We start from the raw sequence: 23,402 nt of genomic DNA, 5'->3' as shown, positions 1-23,402 counted from the left end.
CAACCTTATTTGGCCATTGTTCCGGAAGCCGGGCCGGCGATATCATTTTTGGCCACCGCGTGGACCGGTTGCGGAAGCGCTTTCAGATCCACCCAGTCATAGCGGACGCTATCCTGGACCTCTTTCAACGTCTGATTGGCTTCGTAGTACTTGTCCATCGACAGCAGGCCTGCCGCCTTGTCGACGTCGGCGATGGTCTGCTTGAGCGGCACGACCGCCATCGTATAGGACACGTTGACATCGGCCAGTTTGAGTACCTTCATGGCGGCGCCTGGCCTGCCGCTCTTCAACTGCTCATTTGCGGATGCGACGGCCTTGGCCTGGGATGGTCTGGCGGCGAAGTCGTCAGTGACCGTCACATCCGCGCCGACCGGCAGCCAGGAAACCGGTGTGGTACTTTTCGCGGAACTCGACTGGTATTTCATGGACGGTGGTGTCTTGAGATCTGACTCTGCTTTCAGAAACGCGGTGTCATCCGCCTGTGCTGCGTTCATCGACGCCTGTGCTTCCTTGACCAGCTTTGTCGCCTGAGCTGGACGGCCACTGAATATCGCCAGTCGCGCCTGCTGGATGTCCTGGAATGCCTGACTACCTTTAGCCGAGAGCCGTCCGATGTCAGACACGGGCGTGGCGGAGGGTTGCGCGGCATTCGCGCTTGCGAAGCTGCAGGCGCACGTTGCAAATGCGGCGACGAGTATTGCCGTGCGTTTCATGCCTGAATTGAACATTTTTCCTCTCCTTAAAGAGTGACGGCAACCAGCGCTTGCAGATGCAAATGCTGAAGGCCCGGGTGAGCCATTCGATGGACACTGACCGTCTTGCGCTGGGGATGTCCACGGGCGTGATCGACAGTTCAAAGGTAGAGGCAGACTCTTAAGCATCCCTTAAATGTAAATCGAAAATGTCAATCAAAACCCCCGATGGCTGCTTCCTGTAGAAGTACGATTTGCACATCGGTGAAGCTCGAACACCTGATTTTAGGGTTCGGGGCTGGGACTCGGGTCTGAGGTTGCCGTCGTATCACTATGACGGGTGGTTTCCCTCATGGTCGTCTATGCTGCCGGTATGTATCATGGAGTGACATAAAGCGAGGGTGCGACACGACCCGTCAGATGACAATGTCCTGACAATACTGTCGCGGCGTCTTCGGACGTTATGCCGCAATCCGGAGAAAGTCATGGTGATCGACAATGATTTCGAACTCGTCTATCTCGTGGTCGCGTTTGCGTTTCTCGGCGTGATCCTTTTCGGCAGTCTCCTGATCACGCTTCATCTCGATCGATGGCATCCGAAGCTGATCGGCGCCCTGGTTGGGGCGCTGCTGGGCGTTGTACTGATCGAAACGGTTCCGATGTTCACCTGACCGTGGCGATGGAAAGTGCAACCCCCTTGAACACGAGACCTGCCCGCGTGGGAGGCGACAATGGCGCCGTTCGACCGGATTCTTCTTTGTTATGACGGGACGCCCGAAGGGCAGCGGGCATTACGTTGCGGCGCTGCACTGGCCAGGCACCTCGATGCCGAGACGCACCTTTTGGCCATTCTTGATCTGGCATGGTGGCCAGCAGGCTACGACGCGTTTTCGTCTATGAAATTCGACATTGATGAAAATGCCGCGAGGCAAATACTGCAGGAAGGTATCGCAAAGCTGCAGTCATGGGGGGTAAGCGCAACGGCGCATTCTGCGGTGGGCGATGCGACCGAACAGATTTCAAATCTTGCCAATTCCTTGAGCGCGGATCTGATTGTGATTGGCCACCGACACGGAGGATTTGTGACGCGCTGGCTGGCTGGCGGAAGTCATCTGGCGCTGCTGGACCGTGTATCGTGTGGCGTGCTGTTTGAAGTCATCGACTAGGTGATGACTTGGCACTGTCCCGGGGACGACAGGTTGCCCGCCAAGCCGGAGGTTGACCCGAACGCAGGCTTGCGGTCAGATCTCAGGCCAAGCGAACAGGACATGCTGGCCGCGGGCAGGGTAAAGTTCGTCCTGCTTCACGGGGTGCCATCGGTTGGGGTTCGAGTCGGCGTGGAAAGCGCGAATATGCCACCGCGGCAGGACAAAGGGCCCTTCCGCCATTACGCCTAGCGCACCCAGTCCATAAACGTCCACTATTCTGGCTGCAACGCCTGTTGAATAGCAGGGACATCCTGGCACACTGTTATCCGGAAGGACCGCCCGTTTGATCCATCGGGTAGCGGGCACCGGGCCTGGCGCGACTGAAGTAACCTCGTTCCGAGACATGGCATGTGACAGGTCTGTACAGAGGCAGAATAGCGCGAGTACAGCTGGGGCAACCGCTGCGCGAAGAAGAGAAATCCGGGACATGTGTTTGGCGAGGTCCGTTTTGGAGTCAGATCCGAGGGGCAGAATGCGACCGCATCAATGCCCTGCGCATCGCGCTACGGAAACCATCAGGTTGCTCTGAACCCGTCTGGCAACGCCTGCTACCACTAGAGCCCCCAAATAATATCAACATTCTGTCGGCTCGCTTCACGCATCATATCGAGCAGTGGCCACGCCCGCTGAGCAAGGCCCCGGTGATCTTCGCCCGTCGTGTGGCCATGCGCATCTGGCACGTGATAGAGCGATTCGAGTGCGACATCCGCCTGTGCTTCTTCAGAGATCGCGGTCTCCAACCGATTAATTGCCCGGGACAGTTCAGCGTGCTGAATGACTCCTATAGTCTCCAGATGCTTGCCGATAAGTCCCAGCAGATACTGGGCGAGATTCTTGAGCATGATTACGTCGGGCGAGGCCGGTGAACGGAAAGTAACCAGCATGATGAGATCTCCCTGTACGTGCCGATAGTTAAATAGCAGCCTGCCAGCCGGCGGACTCGCCATTCCCACCTGGCGCGCTCGCGCAGCAAACCTCCTGCGCGGCTGGAGCCGGCTGCCAGGTTTGACCAGGTAGTGAACGCCGCCCCATGGACGCTCTGCAAGCTGCCGGTCGTGAGTGCTGGCCCCGATGACCTCGCCTGAGTTCCATCCATAGGAGGTCTCACTTCCAGTTTATGTCACATCGTGACTGATGCCAATAGCATTGCGCTCCGGCGGGTGCACGGGGGCGGAACGAAGCTTTTCGGCAGGAGCGGGTGGTGATCGTCTTCGTTGTGCCAGTCTTCGCGCAAGGTGGCTGTTCAGGCTACCAGGGGCGGGTCGCTTCCGGCGATCCTGGCGCCGCCGGTGAGCGCCGGCGGGCCGGGCGCCGTGGCAAAGCCCGGATGTGTCACGGACGTTGGGGTGCCCGCTGGCATCGGGCCACGCGGAACTACTGCCATCCATCGCACGGAGCCCGTCCAGCAGGCTGCTGTGGCGCAGCTGGCCGCCTGTTCAGTATCATCTGGGATGAGGCCAAACGGTCAGCGACCGACATCTAGTCAGGTCACGGGATGACATATTTCAATTCTGGCAACGACACGGGAGAACAGGATCATGGTTTCAAAAAAACGCCACGGCCCTGACGAGCTGACCAAGAGGGAGCTGCAGGAGTTATCCGATTTCCGCTATCAGCTGAGGCGTTTCCTGCATTTCTCGGAAGAAATAGTGCACGCAGAGGGCATCACACCGTTGCAGTATATGTTGCTGCTGCATATCGGCGGCTTCGCGGGCCGGGACTGGGCGACCGTCGGGGAACTGGCGGAGCGGCTGCAGGCGTCTCCGCACGGAACAGTGGCGCTCGTTTCCCGTTGTGAGGCGGCCGGCCTTGTTGCGCGCAGGCCAAGCGTAGAAGACCGGCGGCAGGTGGAGGTGCACCTGTTAAAGAAGGGCCGGCAGTGTCTAGGGAGGCTCGCGCTGCTGCACAAGACCGAGATCCAGTCCTTTGGATGGGCTTTCAAGTCTGACGCCGACACGCCTTGATGCCGCATTCAGGCGGCCATCATTTCTCTGGTAGCAACGAGTTCCGTGCCCTACGCTGTGTACAGAGCAATTCTTGCTTCGACGGAGTCAGGACATGAGCGATGGACCGGATCAGACTGAAAGTTCAGCGACCATCAATCCTCGGCACGTCAAGGTGTCGGCAGCGCAGCCCCAGCAGTCAACTCAGCAGGAAGACGATTCGGGCGCCCCGGTTGGTCTGCGTTGGCTATGCGTACTTGCCTTCGCCGTGGGTATCGTAACCGGGCTAGGCGCCGTTGTATTTCGCGCACTGATAGGGCTCGTCCACAATGCCTTCTTTCTCGGACGGTTCTCGTTCATGTACGACGCGAGTCAATTCACCCCGGCGTCCCCTTGGGGCATGTTCGTGATTCTCGTTCCTGTTGTGGGCGGCCTCGCTGTCACGTGGATAGTGAGCACATTTGCGTCGGAAGCAAAAGGGCATGGCGTACCAGAAGTAATGGATGCGATTTACTACAAGCGTGGTGTTATCAGGCCTGTAGTCGCTGTAGTGAAATCGATTGCGTCGGCACTCGCGATCGGATCCGGCGCGGCAGTTGGGCGTGAAGGCCCGATCATCCAGATAGGGTCGGCGCTCGGTTCAACACTCGGGCAACTGGTCCGGATGACCGCGTGACAGCGCATTACGCTCGTTGCGGCGGGGGCGGGCGCAGGTATCGCCGCGACCTTCAATACGCCAATCGGTGGCGTGCTGTTCGCTACCGAACTTATGATGCCTGAGATCAGTGTTAACACGTTTCTGCCTGTGGCTCTAGCCACAGGCACGGCGACTTTTCTCGGTCGCCTGTTTTTCGGCGCAGCGCCTGCGTTTTTCGTGCCCGCACAGTTGGGCGCGATCTCGAACGAACCGGGTGGCGTCCTGACACTCGTGCTTTATGCGCTGCTGGGCGGAATTACCGGCGCGGCGGCCGCATTGCTGATCCGTTCGCTGCATTGGGCAGAAGATGCATTCGACCAGGTACCCGGACGTTACCGGCGCCACGCGCTAGGCATGCTGATTGTCGGGCTGACGATGTACCTGCTGTGGCGCTACGCGGGACACTACTACGTTGAGGGTGTGGGATATGCGACCATTCAGGCAACCCTTTACGGTCAGCTTCAGGGAGGTGGGTTTCTCCTGTTACTCGCCCTTTGCAAGACATTGGCGACGTCCGTCAGTCTTGGATCTGGCTCCTCAGGTGGCGTGTTCTCGCCGTCGCTTTTCATCGGCGCGGCGCTCGGCGCCGCATTTGCGTCCTTCATTACAATGGCCGTGCCGGGCGCTCCCGTCAGCGTGCCGGCCTTCGCAATGGTGGGCATGGGTGCCATGGTGGGCGGCGGGACGGGGGCGGCAATGACGGCCGTGGCCATGATCTTCGAGATGACGCGGGACTACGACATCGTGCTGCCAATGATTATCGCGGTGGCATTCAGCCTGGGCGCGCGTCGGCTGTTTTCCCCTGAGAGTATCTATACGCTCAAGCTCGTGCGGCGAGGGCATCCGATTCCCAATGCCTTGCACGCCAACATGTTTCTCGTTCAAAACGCCGCCCACGTCATGGAGACTGATGTACTGGTGCTCGATGGGAGGGTACCTTTTCGTGACCTGATGGCCCATCTTGAAGGTCCCGCGTTCCGGCATATTGTCGTGACGAGGCAGCAGGAGATCTATGGCGTGTTGCGCATCAATACGGGGCTGCGGCGCGCGGTCAGTCAGAGCGACTCGGGTATCGAGTTGGGGACGCTGGCCCAGCGTAATTTCATCGTGGTGCAGGAAAAGGATGTCGCCTTCAGCGTTATCTCCAGGCTCTGGAAGCAACACGCAGTGATGGCGGTCGTGCTAACGCAACGCGACGCAAATGCTCCAGCGCGCGTGCTTGGCGTCATAGCGAAAGAGCACATAGCGGATGCTGTGGCAGGGAGCATCAGGATTTTCCCGGGCTAAGCTAGGGAAGCCCCGATTTTCGCGACCATTTTGCTTTCGTGACCGCAGCCCGCAGTGCGCTGCTGTCGAAGGAGGAAGACCGATGAAACTCGTACACGATACAGAGGCAATGTGCAAACGCCTTGGCAAGGCACTGCATCTCGAGATGTTCCGGCGGGTATGGGCCGCCCAGTCAGAGACCGGGACAACTGCCGATTCCGAATGGGTGATTGTTTACCGGACGGCACAGGGGTTCTGCTGCATGTATCACGGTGTCGCCGTGGAATTTGGCGAGATGCTTGACGTTCAGCTATGGTCGGAAGAAATGGAGGTGGAAACGTATTTCATCGGGTTATGACTCGCCGGCGAGCGAGGTCATTGGAACTTAGGGAGACACGAAAGCAAGCGACAGTCACTGGAATGTTGGCACCAGGTTTCGTAGCGCTTAAGCTGCATTTAATAAAGCATTACTAGTCTCAGTCATCCGATACCGAATCTGCATGCAAGGGCGGCGTCGTGATTCACGTCAGGGTAGCCCCACACAGTGAGGGGCAACCTTTCTACGGTCCGGCAGCAATGCCGGGCTTTTTTTGCGCAGCCAGCAGAAACGCACTCCGTCGTGGCGTGACGGGCGTGGCTGCGCAAGCCATCTGCCGTCCGCTTGCGGCAACGCCGGGGGCGTGGGCATTAGTTCTGGAACGCTGCCTGACTGCGCGAAGTGACCCCTCCGGAGCACTGGCAACGTGACGCGTGCGGTTGGGAACGCAAATTTGACGCGTGCGTCGGAAAACTTGCTCATCAGGCTGAGATTGATTTTCCGCTGGATTTTCATGTAGGTATTGAACGGAGGATCGGCGACGTAACAGACGACCTCGAAGTCCATCGAGCTGTCCCCAAACGGCTAGCGAGCACGATCAAAGCGCGTATCACCCGCATCCTCTACTGCCTGCGGATCTGTCGGGTTCGCACGCAACTGATCCGGAGTCGTGTCACAGGTCACGCGAAACCCGAAGACAATGCGCCGCTGCGTCATGCGCTTGTATTGTGGATCGTGTTCTTGAGTATTTCGGTATTGCTGCAAGCGATTTCCTCGCCGCTCAAACTGCGGACGCGTGTGGTCTTGAGTCCGATATATTCAATGCTGCCGGCAATATCGCCGAACACGATGAAGTTGCCGATCTCTAACGGCTCGCCTAGACCAATCGCAGGCGAGGCAAACAGGTCGTAGCGAGGGCTCTGAAGGACGGACACCGCCCCGAATAACGCTGAGGCGGACAATCAGAAATTCCGGCACGAACAAGGTTGCGTGTGCCGCCACGAGAACATGGGTGACGGTATGCCTGGGCCCGAAGTTCGCAATCCTCACGCGATGCGATCCAGTGCTTTGTCACTCGGCGCCTCAGGTTTCGCGTAAAGCTGAAACACGTTCTCAGCAATCAAAGCTGATGGGGCGCAGACGATTTTGGCGCGCAACTGAAGGACAAAAATTTGGTCGATCATGGAATTGCATCACATGGTGACATATAATAAGATATGCGGTGCGCGTCTGACGGCCTCGGTGACTGGTTGGCAAGGTGTCTCGCAACCCGGCGCTAGCGGCGGCCTGCGCCGTCGATGGTTTTCGCCGCAATGGATTGGGTCAGGGTGTGAATGGTTTGAGCGGCGTGATCGACCAGCGGAATGTGATATCTCGCCGGGAGACTTGAGAGGTTGACATCGGTCGCCGGTTTGGGGGTGGGGGCTACATGAAAGACTCAGCCGTTTATGCTGATTTTGAAATCATCAGTGAGACATCGAAGGACGAGTGCGCTGCGGGATGCGTATGGGTCGACACCATGGCAAGGCATGCGGTGTCAGGCGAGACCGTGTATGCCTGCGTCGAACCATTCACGACGTCGGGCCAATCTGGGGTGACCGAGCGAGTTGCACTCGACCAGGCGCTCGAACATGCGCGTGCTTCGTTGCGTCGCCGTTTAAGCAAACACTAGGTCATTGCTCGTAAAGCGATACGGAATGTTGGCATCCCTTCAGGCCCCACCGGCACTCGACCTCATGTGACCAAGATCGAGGCACAACCGCGTTCCAGGGCACCGGCGTGCGACGATCATTGCGGTTTCGGGGGGGGCTTGGGCGCACAACGGCGCCAGCGTGGGCGAAGGAAGGCCGACGCATTTGCTGGATTCTTTGAGATGCTGGTCGCGCAGCAATTCAGAGCTGGCTTCAGCTTTACGGCACGACTGAAGATTCGTCAGGCTCCGCGTAAATGAGGAGCCCTTGTTGCATCGCGTGGAGACCAACATGCGAGCCAACGCAGAAGGCTCGATGCGGTCCAGTTCCGGCGCAAAAACCGTGCAATTCTAGAGTTCCGACAGGAGCAAACCTGGAATGTCGATTACCGAACAGCCGACGGATTTCATTGCATCTATGCGGGAGCGCCGGCTGCCTGGATAGCGCCCGACTGGATCCTGTCTGCTGGTGACCAGCGCGATGAATCTTTCTGCGCAGGAAATCCCTGTGAGTGGCCGTGCGACCCGTCTGAAGAAGACGGGGCTGCATTCCTGTGCAATTTTCTCGATAAATTACGCAGGCGTCGACCAACCTCGATTGGATGATTGGATTTTGTTCTGATGCCACTGACGTGCGCAATCATTAGCTGTTAGGTCAATCTGGTCGACTGGACATGCGGGTGACGAAATTCCCCGCAGTTACGATCGGCATACCTCTTACTTTCTTTTTTATGCTTCTGGCAGTAGCACCCCGTGCAATGGCCGCCGGCGACCAATGCGGCGAGCTCAAGGGCAACGGAGTGCGCGTCGAAGGCCGTACCGCTAGACAAGTCCGGAAGTGAGCGTTCCACCTGGTCAGCCGAGCGCAGCTTGCGTTGTTCGATCATCGCGACCAGCGGGTTTTCGGGTCTCTTTCGATTGTTCCGTTCAGACAGGAGTTGTGAGGCGGTGTGGATGCTCATTCGGGTACATCCGGTTATGTTCTCGTGCTTAACGGCACAGGGAGGGCTTCGCTGATATCCCGACGGGAGGCGTAGTGGACGATACCGTATCCTCCGGGCACAGTCGTTGGGCCGTTGGCGATCGCCTGTTCAGGCTGTCTTGACAGACCCGCACGTTGAAGAACTCTTTGCGGTCGGTCGTGTGTGCCGAATGCATTGACCACCGCATAGCCATCCTGGGCAGATCCGGTTAGAGGACGTGCAGCGTACAGTAACGCGTATCACATGTGCTGCTGCGAAGGCGGCCACTGGAATTTTTGGTCTGCCGCGATACCGGGTGTCTGGAACGTCCATTGCGTCGGGGATCAAATTTGCAGATGACCTTATATGACGCACGATACGCTGGATGGGATTGCGAAGCTGTTCATCGGGTTGTCGGTTGCATCGGCAGCCTGGGTCCTCGTTGATATATTCCTTCGGGGACAGCGACAGCACATGAAGATAATGGAGGCTGTCTGGCCGCTGACCATGCTTTACTGGGGGCCGCTGGGTCTTATCTTCTACTACTGGTTCGGCCGGGCGGGGCCGGCGCGAAATCCGGGTCACAGTAAGAAGCCCATGTGGCAGGCAACGTTTTCAGGCGCGTCGCATTGCGGTTCGGGTTGTGCCCTGGGCGATTTCGTTGGCGACTGGCTGGCATTTGGTCTGTCGTTCACGCTCTTTGGCTCTGATCTGATCGGGAAAATGCTGATCGGCTTTGTGCTCGCGTATCTCTTCGGGATCGTTTTCCAGTATTTCTCGGTCGCACCGATGCGTGGCCTGAACCTGATGGACGGCATCGTGACTGCGGTAAAGATCGACACGCTTTCGCTTGTCGCCTACGAAATCGGGATGTTTGCCTGGATGACTTTTCGCGTCACGCTCTATCCAGACCTGCAGCCCACCGACTGGGCGTACTGGTTGATGATGCAGGTCGCGATGATCGTGGGCTTCCTGACAACGTATCCCGTCAACTGGTGGCTGATCCGCAAGGGCATCAAGGAGCGGATGTGAATTCGGATTCAGGATGGCCGAATCTGACGCGCCCGGCAAGCCCGCGATGTCCGATCTGGTTGGCGCTGTTCTCCAGATCCTTCTGCGGCATTTAAACTTGCAGTTTACTTTTTTCACTGGACGCCATGCGGCTGCGCTCTCTTATTGACAGACAAACTCTCCAGCGGGCGCACCGCTTGTGGCTTCACTACGGTGTTTTCTGGCTCGGTGCAGTGGCAGTCGGGCTTGTTGCGGTCGCGTACGCACGACTCATTGACTTTGGCTACAGCGAATTTCTCCAGTACGTCGCCCGATATCGGTGGCTACCGCTACTGGTCACACCTGCTATAAGCGCGATTTGCGTCTGGCTGACGCTACGTTTCTTCCCCGGTTCCGAAGGTAGTGGTATTCCGCAAGTCATTGCAACCTTGCACGACCGCGGTGGGATTGGAGAGCGTCTTCTGACGCCTGGGATCCTCCTCGGCAAGATACTCGTCTCGTTTCTCGCCATGCTCGGCGGATTTACCATCGGACGCGAGGGGCCGACGATTCATGTTGGTGCGGCGTTGATGTTCAATCTGCGGTCGTTTTATCCGAAGCGGTTTCGTGCGATGCGAGGCGGTGCACTGGAGCGCAGACTGGCGCTAGCCGGCGCCGCTGCAGGCCTCTCAGCCGCATTCAATGCACCGCTGGCGGGTGTGGTCTTTGCCATTGAGGAGTTGACCCGCAGTTTCGAGCAGCGCACGAGTGGCGTGCTTATCACTGCAATCATCTTTGCCGGTATCGTTTCGCTCGGCATCCAGGGAAACTATACCTATTTCGGAACGATCGACATCGGAACGGGTTTTCCCGATCTGCTGGCTGTCGCAGTCGTCCTCATTGGCGTCGTTGCCGGAAGCGCCGGCGGCATCTTCTGCTGGCTGCTTCTGAATACCCGTCGATGGATGCCATCCATCATCCTGGACTGCCGCTCCCATCGCCCGATTCTGTTCGGTGCCGGCTGCGGGCTGGTCATCGCCGCGATCGGCGTGTTCTCCGGTGGCCACACTTTTGGAAGCGGCTACGTCGAAGCAAGGGACATGCTTGACGGACGCGCTCATCTGACGATCCTTTATCCGGTACTCAAGATGGCCTCGATGATCGGATCGTATCTCCCCGGCGCGCCAGGAGGGCTTTTTGCACCGTCCCTCGCGATCGGTGCAGGCATCGGCAATGCGCTCCACCTCGTGTTCTCCCAGATGCAATTGCCGATGCTGATTGCGCTCGGCATGGTCGGCTATCTTGCTGCCGTCACGCAAAGTCCGATTACATCATTTGTCATTGTGATCGAGATGATCAACGGACATGCCCTTGTGATTTCTCTGATGGCGACCGCGTTGATAGCAAGCCAGGTTTCGCGGCTATTTGCGCCGCCGTTATATGAGGCGTTGTCTGAGCGCTACAGCAGCGGTGGCGCAAAGCAGGCCTCATAAGGTGCGCGCGTCGATTGCGGCACCAGGTTCGAATCGCCTTCCGAACATCTTCTTCATCGGACGGCAGATGACAGAAATTCACGCCCCCCTGACACCAAGGATCGCCTGACGGATGTCTTATGCAATCGAAGTCGCTGCTGCCTGCATTTTCGCACTTGCTCTGATCCATACCTTCGCTGGTAAGCAGATCCAGAGGCTAGCGACACCGTATCCCACGCATGCAGGCTTGTTTCACTTCCTGGGCGAGGTGGAGGTGATCTTTGGATTCTGGGCGCTCATACTCTGTATCGTCATATGGGTGGTGTCGGGTAAAGGTGCGGTCGTTGATTATCTGGAGGCACGCGAGTTCACCGAACCCGCATTTGTGTTCGTTATTATGGTCATCGCCGCGAGCCGGCCGGTTCTGCTGGCAGTCTCCCGGCTGCTGCTGACCGTCGCGCGGTTTACGCCCCTGCGCTCCGAACTGGCGATAATCTGGCTGTCGCTCAGCATCGTGCCCCTTCTGGGATCCTTTATCACCGAGCCAGCGGCCATGACGCTTGCGGCCTTGCTACTGCGCGACCGTCTTTTCCTGCTCCCCGTCAGGGAGTCATCCAAGTACAGCGCGCTCGCGGTGCTTTTCGTCAACATATCGATCGGCGGCACGCTGACAGCTTATGCTGCGCCGCCCGTTCTGATGGTTGCCTCGGCATGGGGCTGGAATACCGCCTTCATGGCGACGACTTTCGGATGGAAGGCTGCAATCGCCGTCGCGGTCAATGCGACGGTGCTGCTGACTGCCATTGCGCGTCAAATTCCGTTGGTTGAGTGCGCGCGTGCCGGACCGATTGAGGAAGAATCCGTCCCGATTGGAGTCACGCTGACGCATCTGTGCTTTCTTGTCTTCGTCGTTCTGAACGCCCATCACGCGATCATATTTGTCGCCGCCTTTCTATTCTTTCTGGGGTTCACGCAGGCATACGAACGGTATCAGTCGCCCCTGTTGTTGCGCGAGAGTCTGCTTGTGGCGTTCTTCCTTAGCGGACTGGTCGTGCTGGGCGGACTGCAGCAATGGTGGCTTCAGCCGATTGTTCGGTCCATGGACGCGCAGGTACTTTACATTGGCGCGACCGGTTTGACTGCAATCATGGATAACGCAGCCATCACCTATCTCGGTTCACTGATTGAAGGTTTGTCTCATGAAGCAAAGTATCTGCTTGTCGCGGGTGCAGTGACCGGGGGCGGGCTGACGGTTATTGCCAATGCTCCGAATCCGGCGGGACTCGCCATCGTGCGTAGTGGCTTCTCCGACGGGTCCGTCGGCGCGCTCGGACTGCTGGCAAGTGCCATTCTTCCGACCGCGACCGCATGTGTGGCGTTCGTACTGCTGTAGATGCCCTGTGGCCTAGGCCACTGGGGCCCCGGCAGCCCGCCACCATCATTTATGTGGCCAGTGGTGGCGCAAAGTGCAATCGGCCTGCCCGTGGATCAGGGACGAGAAGTTCCGGGGTTGATCAGAAAGGAAATAACGTGCTTGTGCCAAACCCCGCACGAGGCGGTGACGGGTACCCATACGTATTTCTGTCGCAGCTTGGCGAACGCCTGCATATGTACCGTCGCGTCCGCGGCGGCAGACTGGTCAGCGCCCGGCATGCCTGATATAGGCAATACCTTTGCGCGCAGGGCATTCCCCGCTGACACGACGAGCGAATCGTAGCGCGGGGCAGTTCGCACCCACTGGTCGAACGCGGCAATGCAATTGACGACCGACTCGCGAACGTGGATGCGTCTTAGAAAGGCGTAGTCGGTCACAGGTTTGGGCGGTGTCTGTGCATGAGCGAGGTGATAGCTCCAGCAACACACAAGGAGAAAGAAGAAAGCGGTGGTAACCTTCATTGTCGGGCCCGAGCTGGGCAATTGGTCCGTTTGGCAACGGGTATGAGTATACATGTCGTTTCGGATTAGTTCTGTACGCCTGTCGCTTCTATTGCGTAGGATCCTCGTCAGCTTCAATCCGAAGCGCCTCAGTTTCAGGGTGTAACGATGCAAAATGCGCTTGCCTGCTGGAACCTGGGACGGTGGGTAGTTGTCCTGATGTTGGGATGCGCTGGTCTCGCGTCCTGCTCCCGCTCGAATGGTATGTTCGAGGGTTCACCATCTTATTCCGGAGTGACGGGGCAGAGTGTGACATCCGTGGTCGCGTGCATTGCCGATCGGTGGGAGCGTAGTACCCGTAGTTTGCACCAGTCGAGTTCTGGTAACGCTGTACGCCTGCAGGGCGAAACGTTCTTTCGCGGTGTGCCCATAGGGGTCAGCGTCTTTCGGGCAACCGGTCGCACGCATGTCCAGTTCTTCCGGGAGCGTTCCACCGATCACATCTATATGTCGTTTGTCAAAGGTTGCTTGCAGTAGACATCGGATGCAGTTTGCCCGTGTTGACATCCGGTGGCAGTTCCTGGTCCTCGCTGACCGGACGGCGTGGGTGCAGGCAATCAATGATAGGTTCCACCGGAAACACGGTGAACTGCATCAGGTGCGCGAGTTTGGCGTCATGCAATGCGCTAATGCAACGGCACCGGCGATCCGCGTGCAGTCATGGAGCTCGTACGTTCATGGCGACAAGGGCAAGCCCGATGTAGTGTCAAAGATTCCGGACTTTCTGCGCCGCCGGGAGAGTGTCTGCCTGCATCATGTAGCGTGATGGCCAACGTCTTCCGGGACGTTGAAGACCGCTGGCGCGATCGACAGCCTAATTCACTCCTCCACGATCGGCGGACTGACTATGCAGAGGTATCGCTGTCGCCAAGCCGGCGTCGAAGATTGATCGGCGCGACAACAGCCCAGCGACCGCTAGTCTGACACAGCGATATTTCGAAGCAGGTGTGTGGCACGCCCGGCGTTTTCGTATGTCCCAGTCAACGATCCTGCGAGGCGCGTCGCGTGTTTGGGCTTTTGCCATTGCTCACTTGCCCTTGGTGAAAAGTCCGAGGTTCGCGCGGGCCAGGATCATCGCATTTGCCAATGCCGCTGGCGGCAAAGTAGCCCGAAGCGACCGTGCGGGGCTACCTCTCTTCCTTTATCGTCCATTGAGTCCCGCTGGATGGGAGCTATTCACCGTTTCTCCTGGCTTTCCGGGTCAACCAACGCAGCTGAAAGAGGCATATCGATTGGCACGACCCTAACTGGTTATGCGGGCCGACAGATCGGCCCGCAAGGCCTCGACAAATACCTGCACCGCGAGCGTCGGTTCGCGATCTTTTCGGGTCACAAGACTAAAGGCGGCATGGTGACTCAGAACATCGGGGCGCAGCGGACGCATCAATTGCTGTTGGACCCACTGCGCGGCGTAGTGGGTAGGAAGGTAGCCAACGAACTTCCCAGATAGCACGAGAACTGCGACAGCCTCCATGTGATAAACGGTAGCTGCGACTTTGATCCTGGAAGCATCGATCCATTCTTTCGCCTCCCGCATATACCCGCGCGCCACATAGTCCAGTTCGCGGAGGTTATCCATCTCGACATCCATCGGAGCTGATGCGAAGATCGGATGTTCTTTTCCGCAGTAAAGATGCAGTTCTTCGGTGTAGAGCGGCTCATAGGTCAAGCCGGGAGAGACGTTACGAAAAGGCCCGATGCCGACATGCAGTCTGCGTTCCTGTATGGCCTCCTCAATTTCCACTGGTGATTTGATTTCCAGTTTGATGTGCAGGTCACCGCTCCGTTGTTTGACCGCGCGAATTGCGGTGGCGATATGCGAGTGCTGGTCGGTGATCGTGTTGTCTACAATTCCTATCGTCAGTTCCCCGCTGAGTTGGTGGCGCAGCGCGCCGAGTCCTGCGCGAAATTCTTCAACCGAATCCAATAGCTTTTCGGTAGCCTGGTATAGAGAGCTACCCTCGACAGTCAGTCGAAATCCGCGCCGGCCGCGTTCGCATAACCTGATGCCCACACGTGATTCAAGATCTGCAATGTGCGTGCTGATGGTCGAGAGATTCATGTTCAGCGCGGATTCAGCTGCGGAAAGTCCGCCGCAATCTGTGACTGTTTTGAAGATGCGCAGCAAGCGCAGATCGAAGTCGGTCATTTTGATCATGACAATGGGCTCATCTGATGTCTTGGGGCGGCGGACTAAGGTGCCTGCTGTGCGATTGTGATGTGGACGTTGCGCGTGCGCAGCGCTGGTGTGAAAGCGAACGGCATATCGAACTGGAAAGCGCCACTTTACACCCTGTGATTGTCGTGTTTTTAGGCAGTGCGAGAGCTTTGCCAGTAATCAGTACCAGGATGCAATGCTCAACAGCCCGCGCCCGTTAAGAGCCTGGCCGGTGAGCGCTTACAACCGTACAACTGTTGCACAGAGTACGGTGCAGCCTGGCGGGAGGCCGATTAGCAGATACCCGCGTTAGCCCATCGGAATGAACGACTCCCCCAATTCTCTGATCCCCCAATGCGGAATCGGGCCGCGTCATTCCCACGCTTGTGGATAACCCCTGGTTCCCAGGATGAGGTAACGACGGCTGCGGAAAAGCGGCGATGGTTTGACAAACTCAGAAGTGAAGTTTGAAAGATCAGGATTCCCCCGCCAATTTCGGCACGAGATCTTCACGATAACGCTGCACGGTGGACACATGAACCTTCCTCTATGCCACTGACCGGCGCCGTATGTCTCTTGCCACAAGGAACCGATCATGAAAGAAAACAAATTTGCCCCAGTCACGGGCACGATGATGCCCCGCTATGCCGGCGTAGCTACATTGATGCGATTACCTCACATGGAACTCACGAACAACAGTATCAAGGACGTGGATATCGGCCTGATTGGCGTGCCGTGGGATGGCGGCACCACCAACCGTCCCGGGGCACGGCACGGACCGCGTCAGGTGCGCGACATTTCCACAATGGTGCGCAACGTCAACCGGTCCAGCAATATCAATCCCTTCGGGTTATGCAACTGCGCGGACCTCGGAGATGCACCGGTCAATCCTGTTGACCTGATCGACTCGCTCAACCGCATTGCCGGATTTTACGATGAGGTATGCAAGCTTGGCATTGCGCCCTTGTCGGTGGGCGGGGATCACCTGGTGACATTACCCATCATGCGCGGGTTGGCCAAGGATCGTCCTCTCGGCATGGTGCATTTCGATGCCCATACGGACACATGGAACCGATACTTCGGCGACAACATTTATACCCATGGCACGCCTTTCCGAAGGGCTATCGAAGAAGGCCTGCTGGACCCGAAGCGCACCGTGCAGATCGGCATTCGCGGCGCGCTTTACAACGACAGCGAGAACGATTGGGGCGAGCGCGAAGGCATTCGCGTGATCGATATCGATGAGTTTCATGCAATGGGTATCGATGCGGTCATTCAGGAGGCTCGTCGGGTGGTGGGCGACGGTCCGACATATGTGACGTTCGATGTCGACGCGCTCGACCCGGTATTCGCTCCCGGCACGGGGACTCCTGAGATTGGAGGGCTGACGACACTGGAGGCGCAGCACATGATTCGTGGCTTGCGAGGGCTGAATCTCGTGGGCGGCGACGTCGTGGAGGTGTCGCCACCGTTCGACCCAAGCGGTAATACGGCGTTGGTCGGCGCCACACTGATGTTCGAAATTCTGTGCGTTCTGGCAGAGAGTGTTAGTCAGCGTAAGCAACGTTAAGGAGGGGGCATATCGGTGGAATCCACGCCATTTTCTGAATGGAGTGGGGCACGGACTACGGTGCGGGAGGCAACGAACAGGCATCCTGAACTTGATAACCGGTGCCCGAACTTTCTCCGAACCATCGAAGATGCGTCCCCAATGATCTGTTCCTTCAGCGCTCGGTTGTAGCGCCCGGCGCCGCTCGCCCACATGCCACGCGCGGAGCGAGGCCCAGACAGTGGCCAGCCGCCGATCGACTGGCGGCAAGGCGCCCCTATATCCAGGAGACAAAGTGGAAACTTCGACATCAGGCTCAGTATCCCCGGCGCCTTCGCACGCGAAATCAGGCGCTGCGTCGCCCAATCTGATCGAGCGGCGCTCGATCGACTATATCCCCGAATCAGAACGGCACGGTAGCGTGACCAGCCAGTTTACCCTGTGGCTCGGCGCCAATCTGCAGATCACAGCCGTAGTCACCGGGGCGTTAGCCGTGGTGCTCGGCGGTGATGTGTTCTGGTCATTGATCGGCCTGCTAATTGGGCAGATTGTGGGTGGCGCGGTGATGGCACTGCATGGCGCGCAGGGGCCACAACTCGGCCTGCCGCAAATGATCTCCAGCCGCGTCCAGTTCGGCGTGTACGGTGCGATTCTGCCGCTGCTGCTCGTCTGCATCATGTACGTAGGATTTTCCGCTGGCGGCATGGTGCTGTCCGGGCAGGCGCTTGGCCATCTGCTGCACATCGACAACACCAGCGCGATCCTGCTGTTCTCCGGCATGGTGATTGTGCTAGCCACTCTCGGCTACCGGACCATCCACGTTATGGGACGACTTTCCAGCATTGTGGGTGTGGGGGCGTTCCTGTACCTGTTCGCCAGCCTGCTTCGGGGGCATGACATCAGCGCGCTGCTGCAGAACTGCCACTTCGGCATGCGAACCTTTCTGCTGGCCGTCTCATTGTCCGCCTCCTGGCAAATCGCGTACGGGCCATATGTGGCTGACTATTCGCGCTATCTGCCTCGCTCTACACCCGCATTTAAAACCTTCTTGGCAGTTGGTATGGGCTCAGTGGTGGGCACGCAGATCTCCATGGTGTTCGGGGTCTTCGCCGCTGCGCTTGCGGGCGATCGCTTCGCCGGGCATGAGGTGTCCTTCATCGTGGACTTGGGCGCCAGCGGTGCAGTTGCGGTCATCCTGTATGTGACGATTGTGCTGGGCAAGCTCACCGTTACAACGCTGAATGCGTATGGCAGTGTCATGTCGGTTGCGGCCATCTTGACGGGATTCGGCGGACAGCGGACCATCTCAAGCTATGTGCGGATCTTCTTCATCGTGTTGATGGTGGGACTTTCAACCGTGCTGGCGTTAAGTGCCGGGCAGCACGACTTCCTCAGGAAGTTCTCCGCTTTCCTGTTATTCCTGCTGGCTTTCCTCACCCCCTGGAGCGCAATCAACCTGGTCGACTACTACTTCGTCGTTAAGGAGCGCTATGACGTGCCGGCACTTTTCGACCCGGCCGGCCGTTATGGGCGATGGAATGTCAAGGGCATCGTGGTCTACGTGCTGGGGGTGGGGGTGCAGATGCCCTTCATCGCGACCAGCTTCTACACCGGTGCATTAGTGAAGGCGCTCGGCGGCGTCGATGTCTCCTGGATCGTGGGCCTGATCGTACCCGCATTGCTTTACTCCCTGGTGGCCCGAAACTCACAGGCGCCTGAGGCACTGATCCTTCCGGACTAAGTGGCCCGCGCCGAACCGACGTCACCGCCAGAATCGCCGCTGCACCTTTGAAACCGTGGTTGGAGTGGAGAGCAGCCAACGACAGTACAGGGTCCGACAGCGCCCTTTGGGGGATCGGCATACCCCGCGAGCCCCCTGCGGATCTTTCATAAAAGTCTCACGACTGCGCGCGACGGCCGACTCCATCACGCGAATCCGGCCAAGCGTTGCTCCAGATAGGCGATAAGCGCGCTGGACTCGTACAACCAGCTCGACTGGCGTTCTTTCCCGAATATGTCGGCAAGGCACGTTGAACTTGCCACCACCAGCGAGCAAACGATCGCGTGCAGCGGGATCGTTTTTGGCGTTATGCAGCGCCATGGGCACATTCAGACGATGCCGGGCGCGCCGCGTCTTGACGCAGAAAGGGCGTGCATGGAAATGCTACGGCGATATCCGCGCCGCTTCTTTTTCCAACACCTGACCTTGCACCGCGCGACGTTGCGGGGCTTGGACGACCGACAGCGTCGCCGCCTAAGTTTAACTGGCCAAGAACCACGCGCTGGAGCTCTATCAATATGGAGACTACCTCGAACGGCTAATGGGGGCGCGCAAGTCTATTCTTTCCAGGATCCGACTGGTCCAGGCCTAATTGCGGCGATCGCGACATGGAGTGAACGACCTGTGCCAGCCGCCCGTGTGAAGCGTGCCCCGGGATCATCATCGCGGATAGTTCCATGCTTCGATTGACCGGAATCCACTCATCCTTCTCGACCCGCAAGATGAGAATCGGGCAGCGAAGTTCGCGATAGCATGGTTGGAGCTCGTGGTATAGCGCTGCTAATCCATCCGGGCGATTCGCCGATAGAACGACGCTTGGTCCAGCCCGTCCATCCATGGTGAAGTGTAAATGCGCAATGTGTCGGCCGCGAGCGTTCGGTTCGCGGCACCCCGCAGATAACCACCGGCGTACAGGCTCCGCCGACATGCCGTCGGCTCATCCGACTACAATGGGTCCTAGCCAAAAGAGAATACGACCAGCCATGCCTCTTACCTCGATCCATCAAGCGCGGAAAGAACCAGCCGGGCCAGTCTGGCTCGCCGTATGCGGCGCGCTCCTACTGTTGCCTGCAGCCCTCTTTGCACAGGACGAAAAGCCGGGTATTGCCGTTTCCACAATCGAGCCCGGCGAACCGCTGCCCGCAGGCTGGAAGAACCTGCCGGTCGCGCACGGCAAGCCCTTGACGCAATACACGCTTGTTCACGACGGCAACACCACCGTCCTGCAAGCGGACGCGAACCGCTCTGCTTCGGCGCTGATGCACGAGGGAAATATCGACCTCGTCCTCACCCCCGTCGTGGCGTGGCGCTGGAAAGCAAAAGGACCAATCGAGGGCGCCGACAACCGCGTCGGGTCAAAGGAAGACGCGCCAGCGCGACTCGTGTTCCTATTCGATGGCGACAAGAGCAAGCTATCGTTTTTTGACAGGGCCAAGATGGACTTGGCAAAGCGCCTGGGTGGCGAAGAACTGCCCTATGCCACGCTGATGTATATCTGGTCAACCACCGCTGCGCCAGGCGCCGTCGTTGCCAATCCTCACACGAACCGCGTACAGATGATCGTGGTTTCTGGTCTGTCCGGCGATGCAGGTCACTGGCGAAGCGTGCGACGCAATATCGTGCAAGACTACGAGCGGGTCTTTCACGAACCGCCTGGACGAATCACCGGCTACGGGCTGCTGACCGATACCGATAATACCGGTACTACCACGCGCGCCTGGTACGGAGACGTCGAGTTCCTGCCCGGGCCTTGATGACGCAAACCAGCCGAACTAACTGGGTCCGTCTGTCCAATCGGAGTGACTGAACTTTAGTCCTTTCGCCGGAAGCTGCCAGTCGATATCTTTCTCCCCGCGCCGACGACAGACGACCTGGAGCAAGGCGTACAAAACGGCCAGCTTGGGACATTCGACGGCGGCGGACAAAAGGTCGAGAATCGCGCCTTCCGGAAGGCGAGGACCTAGAAGCTTTGACATTCTTTGCCTTGGGCAGTCACGCGTGTCGAAATCGGACGTTGGCGACGTCGCGCAACCATAGTCTGACGCGCTCATTGCACAGGCCGCAGTCGGCTGTGAGCCGTGCCTGTTTGAGCATTGAAACCGACGGGACCCAGAAGCTGTAGCGCAGATATCCGTTCATACGCTCGACCTTGCCCTTCGTCTTCGCGCGGTATGGCTTGCACACGCGAGGTACGAACCCATGGTGTTTGGCGAAGTCAGTGAACCCCGGATGAAATCGGTGCTGCTTCTCGCCATAGGCATCGTGTTTCAAGATCACTGTTTTCATATTGTCATAAACGATTTCTCTCGTGACGCCGCCGAATGCTTCAGGTGGAATATGTAAGCGACGCGTTTGTGGATTCGCTCGGGTGGTCGCGTGACGGCTTGCTCAATGTGGCGGCATCGTCTCTACTTGCGGGTATTCCGAAGGCGGTCCTGCTCCATGGCGCGCTTCCATGCGCGCGCGACGCGTACAGAATTCTCTTCCGTGCTTCGAGCCGATCCGGCAACGTTTCGCATGCGACCGACGTCTATTGAGCACTTCGCTCTATCGAAGCCGCTCGTTCGGTGGCGCGAATTCGTCGAACTCGCGCGAAATGTGCCGACCGCTTTCTGATAGCCGTCAGACCTGCCGTAGTGCCGTCTCATTCCCGGTAACTTGACGCTGCCCACAGCAGGCCTTCCCGCGCGTTAGACGGTCAAGCCGGGTAGAAGCCGTCACCGTAACCCGACACGACGGCCGGGCGCATGCCGCGCGTAGCAAGTTCGTCGAAGATGCGCTGATAGCCCGCAGCATCGACGCCGTGTCGCGCCTGCCAGGCGACGCTTTGCCCACCACGATGCCAGATCGCCGCATAGTTCGCGATGCCACTGTTCGAATAGCCGTTCACACAGACCAGCCGGAAGCCGCGCGCGAGGGCGTCGTCAAACGCGGTCTGATACTGGCTGGCCGTCAGGTTGTGGCGGCCGATGAACTCGATGCCCGGCAGCTTTTGCCATATCGCCGCGAAACGCAGGCCGACGTTGACGCGGTATCCGCATACCTGCACGGGAACGAAGCCGGCAGCAGAGAGTGCATCGAAGGTCGACTGGTAATCGTTCGGCAACAGGCCGTGGCGTGCGTGCCATTCCGGTGCTGAACCCTGCTCGAAAAGCGCAGCATAGCGATCCTCGCCGTTCTCCGCGTAACCCGATACGACGACGGGGTGGAAGCCATCGGCGACGAATTGGTCAAAGGCCACCTGATAAGCCGCAGCGGTGAGTCCATGCCGCGCCGCCCAGAGCGGGCCGTCACGCTTGAGCCAGACCGCGTTGAAGCGCGTGCCTCGTCCCTCAGAGTAGGCACCGAGGAAGGCGGGGCGGAAGCCTTGGCCCGGCAAGGTGTCGAAGAGATTCTGGTAAGCGGCGGCGTCGATACCGTGCCGCGCCTGCCAGGTTTCGCCGCCGTCGGGCACGAACAGCGCGGCAAAGCGCGTATTGAAGCGGCTGAGCTCGACCGGCCCGTTCATCGTGCCGAACTGCTCGTACACGTCGGCGAAATCGAGGTCGGCTTCGAGCTTCGTGCCTGTCTCGGTTCCCGGCATGGTAGCCCCTGTGCCAGACGCGATGAAGGCCGTCAGTCGCTGGCCGTTGGCCGAGAAGTGCCCATTCACATCGTGACGTCCATCGGCCAGGTAGGCGTGCCCGAGCCGCGTCGGCTGACCGGGCGCCGCGAAATCTTCGGATCGACGCAGCAGCAGCCTGAAGTCTCCGTTCGCCGTTTTCACGTGCCAGTTGCCGAGCCAGCAGGCCTGGTTCTGCACGAAGGTGGGATCGACCACGTCCGTGATGTACCAGCCGCTCAGGATCTGCCAGTTTGGATCGCTTTGGTACGCGATCTCGATGAAGGCGTTTTCGCCCCAGTGATTCTTCGCGGTGAACACCTTGCGGTCGCTGTCGAAGCCGATCAGCGTCAGGACATGGCCGCCGGCGGGCGCGGTCAGATGCTGCACGTCGCAGATCACCTCATGGTTGGACAGGATGACGTTTTCCAGCGCTTCGATGCTCGGTGTGCCGCCGATGCTCGCAAAACCTGTTGCACGGTAGCGGCAGTTGACGCGCGCGATCAGCGGGACGTGCTGTTCGCAGAACTCCAATGCGTCAAAGTCTTCTTGCGAGACGAGGGCGCCCACACCTGCGTAACCGAGGGTCGGCAATATGCCGGTAAGAGCGCCCTGACTGGTGAGATAAGGCGCGACGGTCTCGTCGGGCACAGCGTTCTCTGACAGTTTCTGCGCGATATCGCCCGAGCCCTGAAAGCCCGTGAGCGACGAATTGTTCTCGACGGGCTGAGCCGGCAGACCGGTTGTGGTGCGGTTTAGCGCGAACGCCTTGCCCATGTGAAAGACGTACTCCTCGGAAAGATCGAGGGTTAGCCCAAATCGTCGGTGATACGCGGCTTCTAGCGCAGAAGCACCGGCGAATGCCCAGCATGTGCCGCGGTCCGACTGGTTCTTGAACGGTGTCTGGTCGGCAGCGAGCGACCATGATCGAGGCCTCGTCGTACCGAGCAACATCGGAGTGGGACCGTGCCGGCTGACGAGTCCCGCGCGCTCGGCCAACTCGAGCGCCGTCTCGATTGCGGTGCGATGCTCGGTCGGATCGAGCATGACAGGTGTGAAATGAGGGAGCCGGAACGTCGCGTGTCCGGACTGCGCAATTGCGTCAGCCATGATCGATGCCTCAGAGAAAGTGCAGAAAGTACT

Annotated in this window: 19 protein-coding genes and 2 pseudogenes; 12 read left to right on the top strand and 9 right to left on the bottom strand. The window is 58.7% G+C overall.

The annotated features are described in order from the left end of the window. Positions 1-5: 5 nt before the first annotated feature. Positions 6-728 (bottom strand): YfdX family protein, encoded by a 723-nt coding sequence (locus tag BPHYT_RS31595; RefSeq protein ID WP_012428204.1) that lies wholly within the window; start codon positions 726-728, stop codon positions 6-8. 449 nt (positions 729-1,177) lie between these two features. Here BPHYT_RS31595 and BPHYT_RS31590 point away from each other — a divergent pair, with 449 nt between their 5' ends. Both BPHYT_RS31590 and BPHYT_RS31585 read left to right on the top strand, forming a co-directional pair. Further along, positions 1,178-1,363 carry a hypothetical protein gene (locus tag BPHYT_RS31590; RefSeq protein ID WP_012428203.1) on the top strand — a complete coding sequence of 62 codons (186 nt, stop codon included), beginning with the start codon at positions 1,178-1,180 and terminating at the stop codon, positions 1,361-1,363. 60 nt (positions 1,364-1,423) lie between these two features. Beyond that, a complete protein-coding gene (locus BPHYT_RS31585) occupies positions 1,424-1,858 on the top strand; it encodes a universal stress protein (RefSeq protein ID WP_012428202.1) in 435 nt (144 codons plus the stop codon). Between the two features lie 596 nt (positions 1,859-2,454). Here BPHYT_RS31585 and BPHYT_RS31575 read toward each other — a convergent pair. Continuing rightward, the gene (locus BPHYT_RS31575; protein WP_012428201.1) at positions 2,455-2,784 is read right to left on the bottom strand and encodes a DUF1840 domain-containing protein; all 330 of its coding nucleotides are present in this window, start codon (positions 2,782-2,784) and stop codon (positions 2,455-2,457) included. A gap of 654 nt (positions 2,785-3,438) precedes the next feature. Between BPHYT_RS31575 and BPHYT_RS31570 the strand changes: the two genes are divergently transcribed. From BPHYT_RS31570 to BPHYT_RS31560, 3 genes and pseudogenes are all read left to right on the top strand, one after another. Further along, a complete protein-coding gene (locus BPHYT_RS31570) occupies positions 3,439-3,864 on the top strand; it encodes a MarR family winged helix-turn-helix transcriptional regulator (RefSeq protein WP_012428200.1) in 426 nt (141 codons plus the stop codon). Between the two features lie 94 nt (positions 3,865-3,958). Further along, positions 3,959-5,827 (top strand): annotated as a pseudogene (locus BPHYT_RS31565) (chloride channel protein). Between the two features lie 82 nt (positions 5,828-5,909). Beyond that, positions 5,910-6,164, top strand: coding sequence for a hypothetical protein (locus tag BPHYT_RS31560; RefSeq protein WP_012428199.1), 255 nt, complete (start codon positions 5,910-5,912; stop codon positions 6,162-6,164). A 671-nt stretch (positions 6,165-6,835) separates the two neighbouring features. Here BPHYT_RS31560 and BPHYT_RS39305 read toward each other — a convergent pair. After that, positions 6,836-7,084: a mechanosensitive ion channel domain-containing protein gene (locus tag BPHYT_RS39305; RefSeq protein WP_238535696.1), complete on the bottom strand. Its 249-nt coding sequence runs from the start codon at positions 7,082-7,084 to the stop codon at positions 6,836-6,838. An 84-nt stretch (positions 7,085-7,168) separates the two neighbouring features. Then, complete coding sequence (locus tag BPHYT_RS38855) at positions 7,169-7,306, bottom strand: hypothetical protein (protein ID WP_167315781.1); 138 nt, start codon at positions 7,304-7,306, stop codon at positions 7,169-7,171. A 245-nt stretch (positions 7,307-7,551) separates the two neighbouring features. Between BPHYT_RS38855 and BPHYT_RS38415 the strand changes: the two genes are divergently transcribed. Next, on the top strand, positions 7,552-7,794 hold the full coding sequence (locus BPHYT_RS38415; RefSeq protein ID WP_148225168.1) for a hypothetical protein: 243 nt from the start codon (positions 7,552-7,554) through the stop codon (positions 7,792-7,794). A 668-nt stretch (positions 7,795-8,462) separates the two neighbouring features. Here BPHYT_RS38415 and BPHYT_RS31550 read toward each other — a convergent pair. Beyond that, entirely contained in the window at positions 8,463-8,774 is a 312-nt protein-coding gene (locus BPHYT_RS31550) for a hypothetical protein (RefSeq protein WP_012428197.1), read from the bottom strand. Between the two features lie 366 nt (positions 8,775-9,140). On the opposite strand from BPHYT_RS31550, the gene BPHYT_RS31545 reads away from it, so the two are divergent. From BPHYT_RS31545 to BPHYT_RS31535, 3 genes are all read left to right on the top strand, one after another. After that, positions 9,141-9,806, top strand: coding sequence for a DUF4396 domain-containing protein (locus tag BPHYT_RS31545; RefSeq protein WP_012428196.1), 666 nt, complete (start codon positions 9,141-9,143; stop codon positions 9,804-9,806). Between the two features lie 125 nt (positions 9,807-9,931). Then, on the top strand, positions 9,932-11,257 hold the full coding sequence (locus BPHYT_RS31540) for a chloride channel protein (RefSeq protein WP_012428195.1): 1,326 nt from the start codon (positions 9,932-9,934) through the stop codon (positions 11,255-11,257). A 112-nt stretch (positions 11,258-11,369) separates the two neighbouring features. Beyond that, positions 11,370-12,629, top strand: coding sequence for a putative Na+/H+ antiporter (locus tag BPHYT_RS31535; RefSeq protein ID WP_012428194.1), 1,260 nt, complete (start codon positions 11,370-11,372; stop codon positions 12,627-12,629). Positions 12,630-12,724: 95 nt separating this feature from the next. On the opposite strand, the gene BPHYT_RS31530 is transcribed toward BPHYT_RS31535, so the two are convergent. Both BPHYT_RS31530 and BPHYT_RS31520 read right to left on the bottom strand, forming a co-directional pair. Continuing rightward, positions 12,725-13,132 (bottom strand): BspC domain-containing protein, encoded by a 408-nt coding sequence (locus BPHYT_RS31530; protein ID WP_012428193.1) that lies wholly within the window; start codon positions 13,130-13,132, stop codon positions 12,725-12,727. A gap of 1,282 nt (positions 13,133-14,414) precedes the next feature. Continuing rightward, positions 14,415-15,329 carry a LysR family transcriptional regulator gene (locus tag BPHYT_RS31520; RefSeq protein ID WP_012428192.1) on the bottom strand — a complete coding sequence of 305 codons (915 nt, stop codon included), beginning with the start codon at positions 15,327-15,329 and terminating at the stop codon, positions 14,415-14,417. Between the two features lie 595 nt (positions 15,330-15,924). Here BPHYT_RS31520 and speB point away from each other — a divergent pair. From speB to BPHYT_RS31505, 3 genes are all read left to right on the top strand, one after another. Further along, the gene (speB, locus tag BPHYT_RS31515) at positions 15,925-16,899 is read left to right on the top strand and encodes an agmatinase (protein WP_012428191.1); all 975 of its coding nucleotides are present in this window, start codon (positions 15,925-15,927) and stop codon (positions 16,897-16,899) included. Positions 16,900-17,245: 346 nt separating this feature from the next. Next, the gene (locus BPHYT_RS31510; RefSeq protein WP_041759816.1) at positions 17,246-18,619 is read left to right on the top strand and encodes a purine-cytosine permease family protein; all 1,374 of its coding nucleotides are present in this window, start codon (positions 17,246-17,248) and stop codon (positions 18,617-18,619) included. Between the two features lie 1,022 nt (positions 18,620-19,641). Then, on the top strand, positions 19,642-20,412 hold the full coding sequence (locus tag BPHYT_RS31505) for a DUF3047 domain-containing protein (protein ID WP_012428189.1): 771 nt from the start codon (positions 19,642-19,644) through the stop codon (positions 20,410-20,412). A 253-nt stretch (positions 20,413-20,665) separates the two neighbouring features. Here BPHYT_RS31505 and BPHYT_RS31495 read toward each other — a convergent pair. Together BPHYT_RS31495 and BPHYT_RS36780 are read right to left on the bottom strand one after the other, a co-directional pair. Beyond that, positions 20,666-20,980 (bottom strand): annotated as a pseudogene (locus BPHYT_RS31495) (IS21 family transposase); the annotation flags it as partial. A 376-nt stretch (positions 20,981-21,356) separates the two neighbouring features. Then, on the bottom strand, positions 21,357-23,369 hold the full coding sequence (locus tag BPHYT_RS36780; RefSeq protein WP_012428186.1) for a hypothetical protein: 2,013 nt from the start codon (positions 23,367-23,369) through the stop codon (positions 21,357-21,359). Between the last annotated feature and the right edge of the window lie 33 nt (positions 23,370-23,402).

Origin of the sequence: Paraburkholderia phytofirmans PsJN, from assembly GCF_000020125.1 — a bacterium.
In the GTDB taxonomy this organism is placed as follows: Bacteria; Pseudomonadota; Gammaproteobacteria; order Burkholderiales; family Burkholderiaceae; genus Paraburkholderia; species Paraburkholderia phytofirmans.
The sequence above is the reverse complement of the archived record's forward strand: the minus strand, read 5'-3'. Positions and strand labels throughout refer to the sequence as shown.

Excerpts from the sequence above, each read along its gene's own strand:
- BPHYT_RS31575 (WP_012428201.1), bottom strand. The coding sequence starts at position 2,784 with ATGCTGGTTACTTTCCGTTCACCGGCCTCGCCCGACGTAATCATGCTC.
- BPHYT_RS31535 (WP_012428194.1), top strand. The coding sequence starts at position 11,370 with ATGTCTTATGCAATCGAAGTCGCTGCTGCCTGCATTTTCGCACTTGCT.
- BPHYT_RS38855 (WP_167315781.1), bottom strand. The coding sequence starts at position 7,306 with ATGATCGACCAAATTTTTGTCCTTCAGTTGCGCGCCAAAATCGTCTGC.
- speB (WP_012428191.1), top strand. The coding sequence starts at position 15,925 with ATGAAAGAAAACAAATTTGCCCCAGTCACGGGCACGATGATGCCCCGC.
- BPHYT_RS36780 (WP_012428186.1), bottom strand. The coding sequence starts at position 23,369 with ATGGCTGACGCAATTGCGCAGTCCGGACACGCGACGTTCCGGCTCCCT.
- BPHYT_RS31545 (WP_012428196.1), top strand. The coding sequence starts at position 9,141 with ATGACGCACGATACGCTGGATGGGATTGCGAAGCTGTTCATCGGGTTG.
- BPHYT_RS31595 (WP_012428204.1), bottom strand. The coding sequence starts at position 728 with ATGTTCAATTCAGGCATGAAACGCACGGCAATACTCGTCGCCGCATTT.
- BPHYT_RS31570 (WP_012428200.1), top strand. The coding sequence starts at position 3,439 with ATGGTTTCAAAAAAACGCCACGGCCCTGACGAGCTGACCAAGAGGGAG.
- BPHYT_RS31530 (WP_012428193.1), bottom strand. The coding sequence starts at position 13,132 with ATGAAGGTTACCACCGCTTTCTTCTTTCTCCTTGTGTGTTGCTGGAGC.
- BPHYT_RS31540 (WP_012428195.1), top strand. The coding sequence starts at position 9,932 with ATGCGGCTGCGCTCTCTTATTGACAGACAAACTCTCCAGCGGGCGCAC.
- BPHYT_RS31520 (WP_012428192.1), bottom strand. The coding sequence starts at position 15,329 with ATGATCAAAATGACCGACTTCGATCTGCGCTTGCTGCGCATCTTCAAA.
- BPHYT_RS31505 (WP_012428189.1), top strand. The coding sequence starts at position 19,642 with ATGCCTCTTACCTCGATCCATCAAGCGCGGAAAGAACCAGCCGGGCCA.
- BPHYT_RS31560 (WP_012428199.1), top strand. The coding sequence starts at position 5,910 with ATGAAACTCGTACACGATACAGAGGCAATGTGCAAACGCCTTGGCAAG.
- BPHYT_RS31590 (WP_012428203.1), top strand. The coding sequence starts at position 1,178 with ATGGTGATCGACAATGATTTCGAACTCGTCTATCTCGTGGTCGCGTTT.
- BPHYT_RS31550 (WP_012428197.1), bottom strand. The coding sequence starts at position 8,774 with ATGAGCATCCACACCGCCTCACAACTCCTGTCTGAACGGAACAATCGA.
- BPHYT_RS31585 (WP_012428202.1), top strand. The coding sequence starts at position 1,424 with ATGGCGCCGTTCGACCGGATTCTTCTTTGTTATGACGGGACGCCCGAA.
- BPHYT_RS38415 (WP_148225168.1), top strand. The coding sequence starts at position 7,552 with ATGAAAGACTCAGCCGTTTATGCTGATTTTGAAATCATCAGTGAGACA.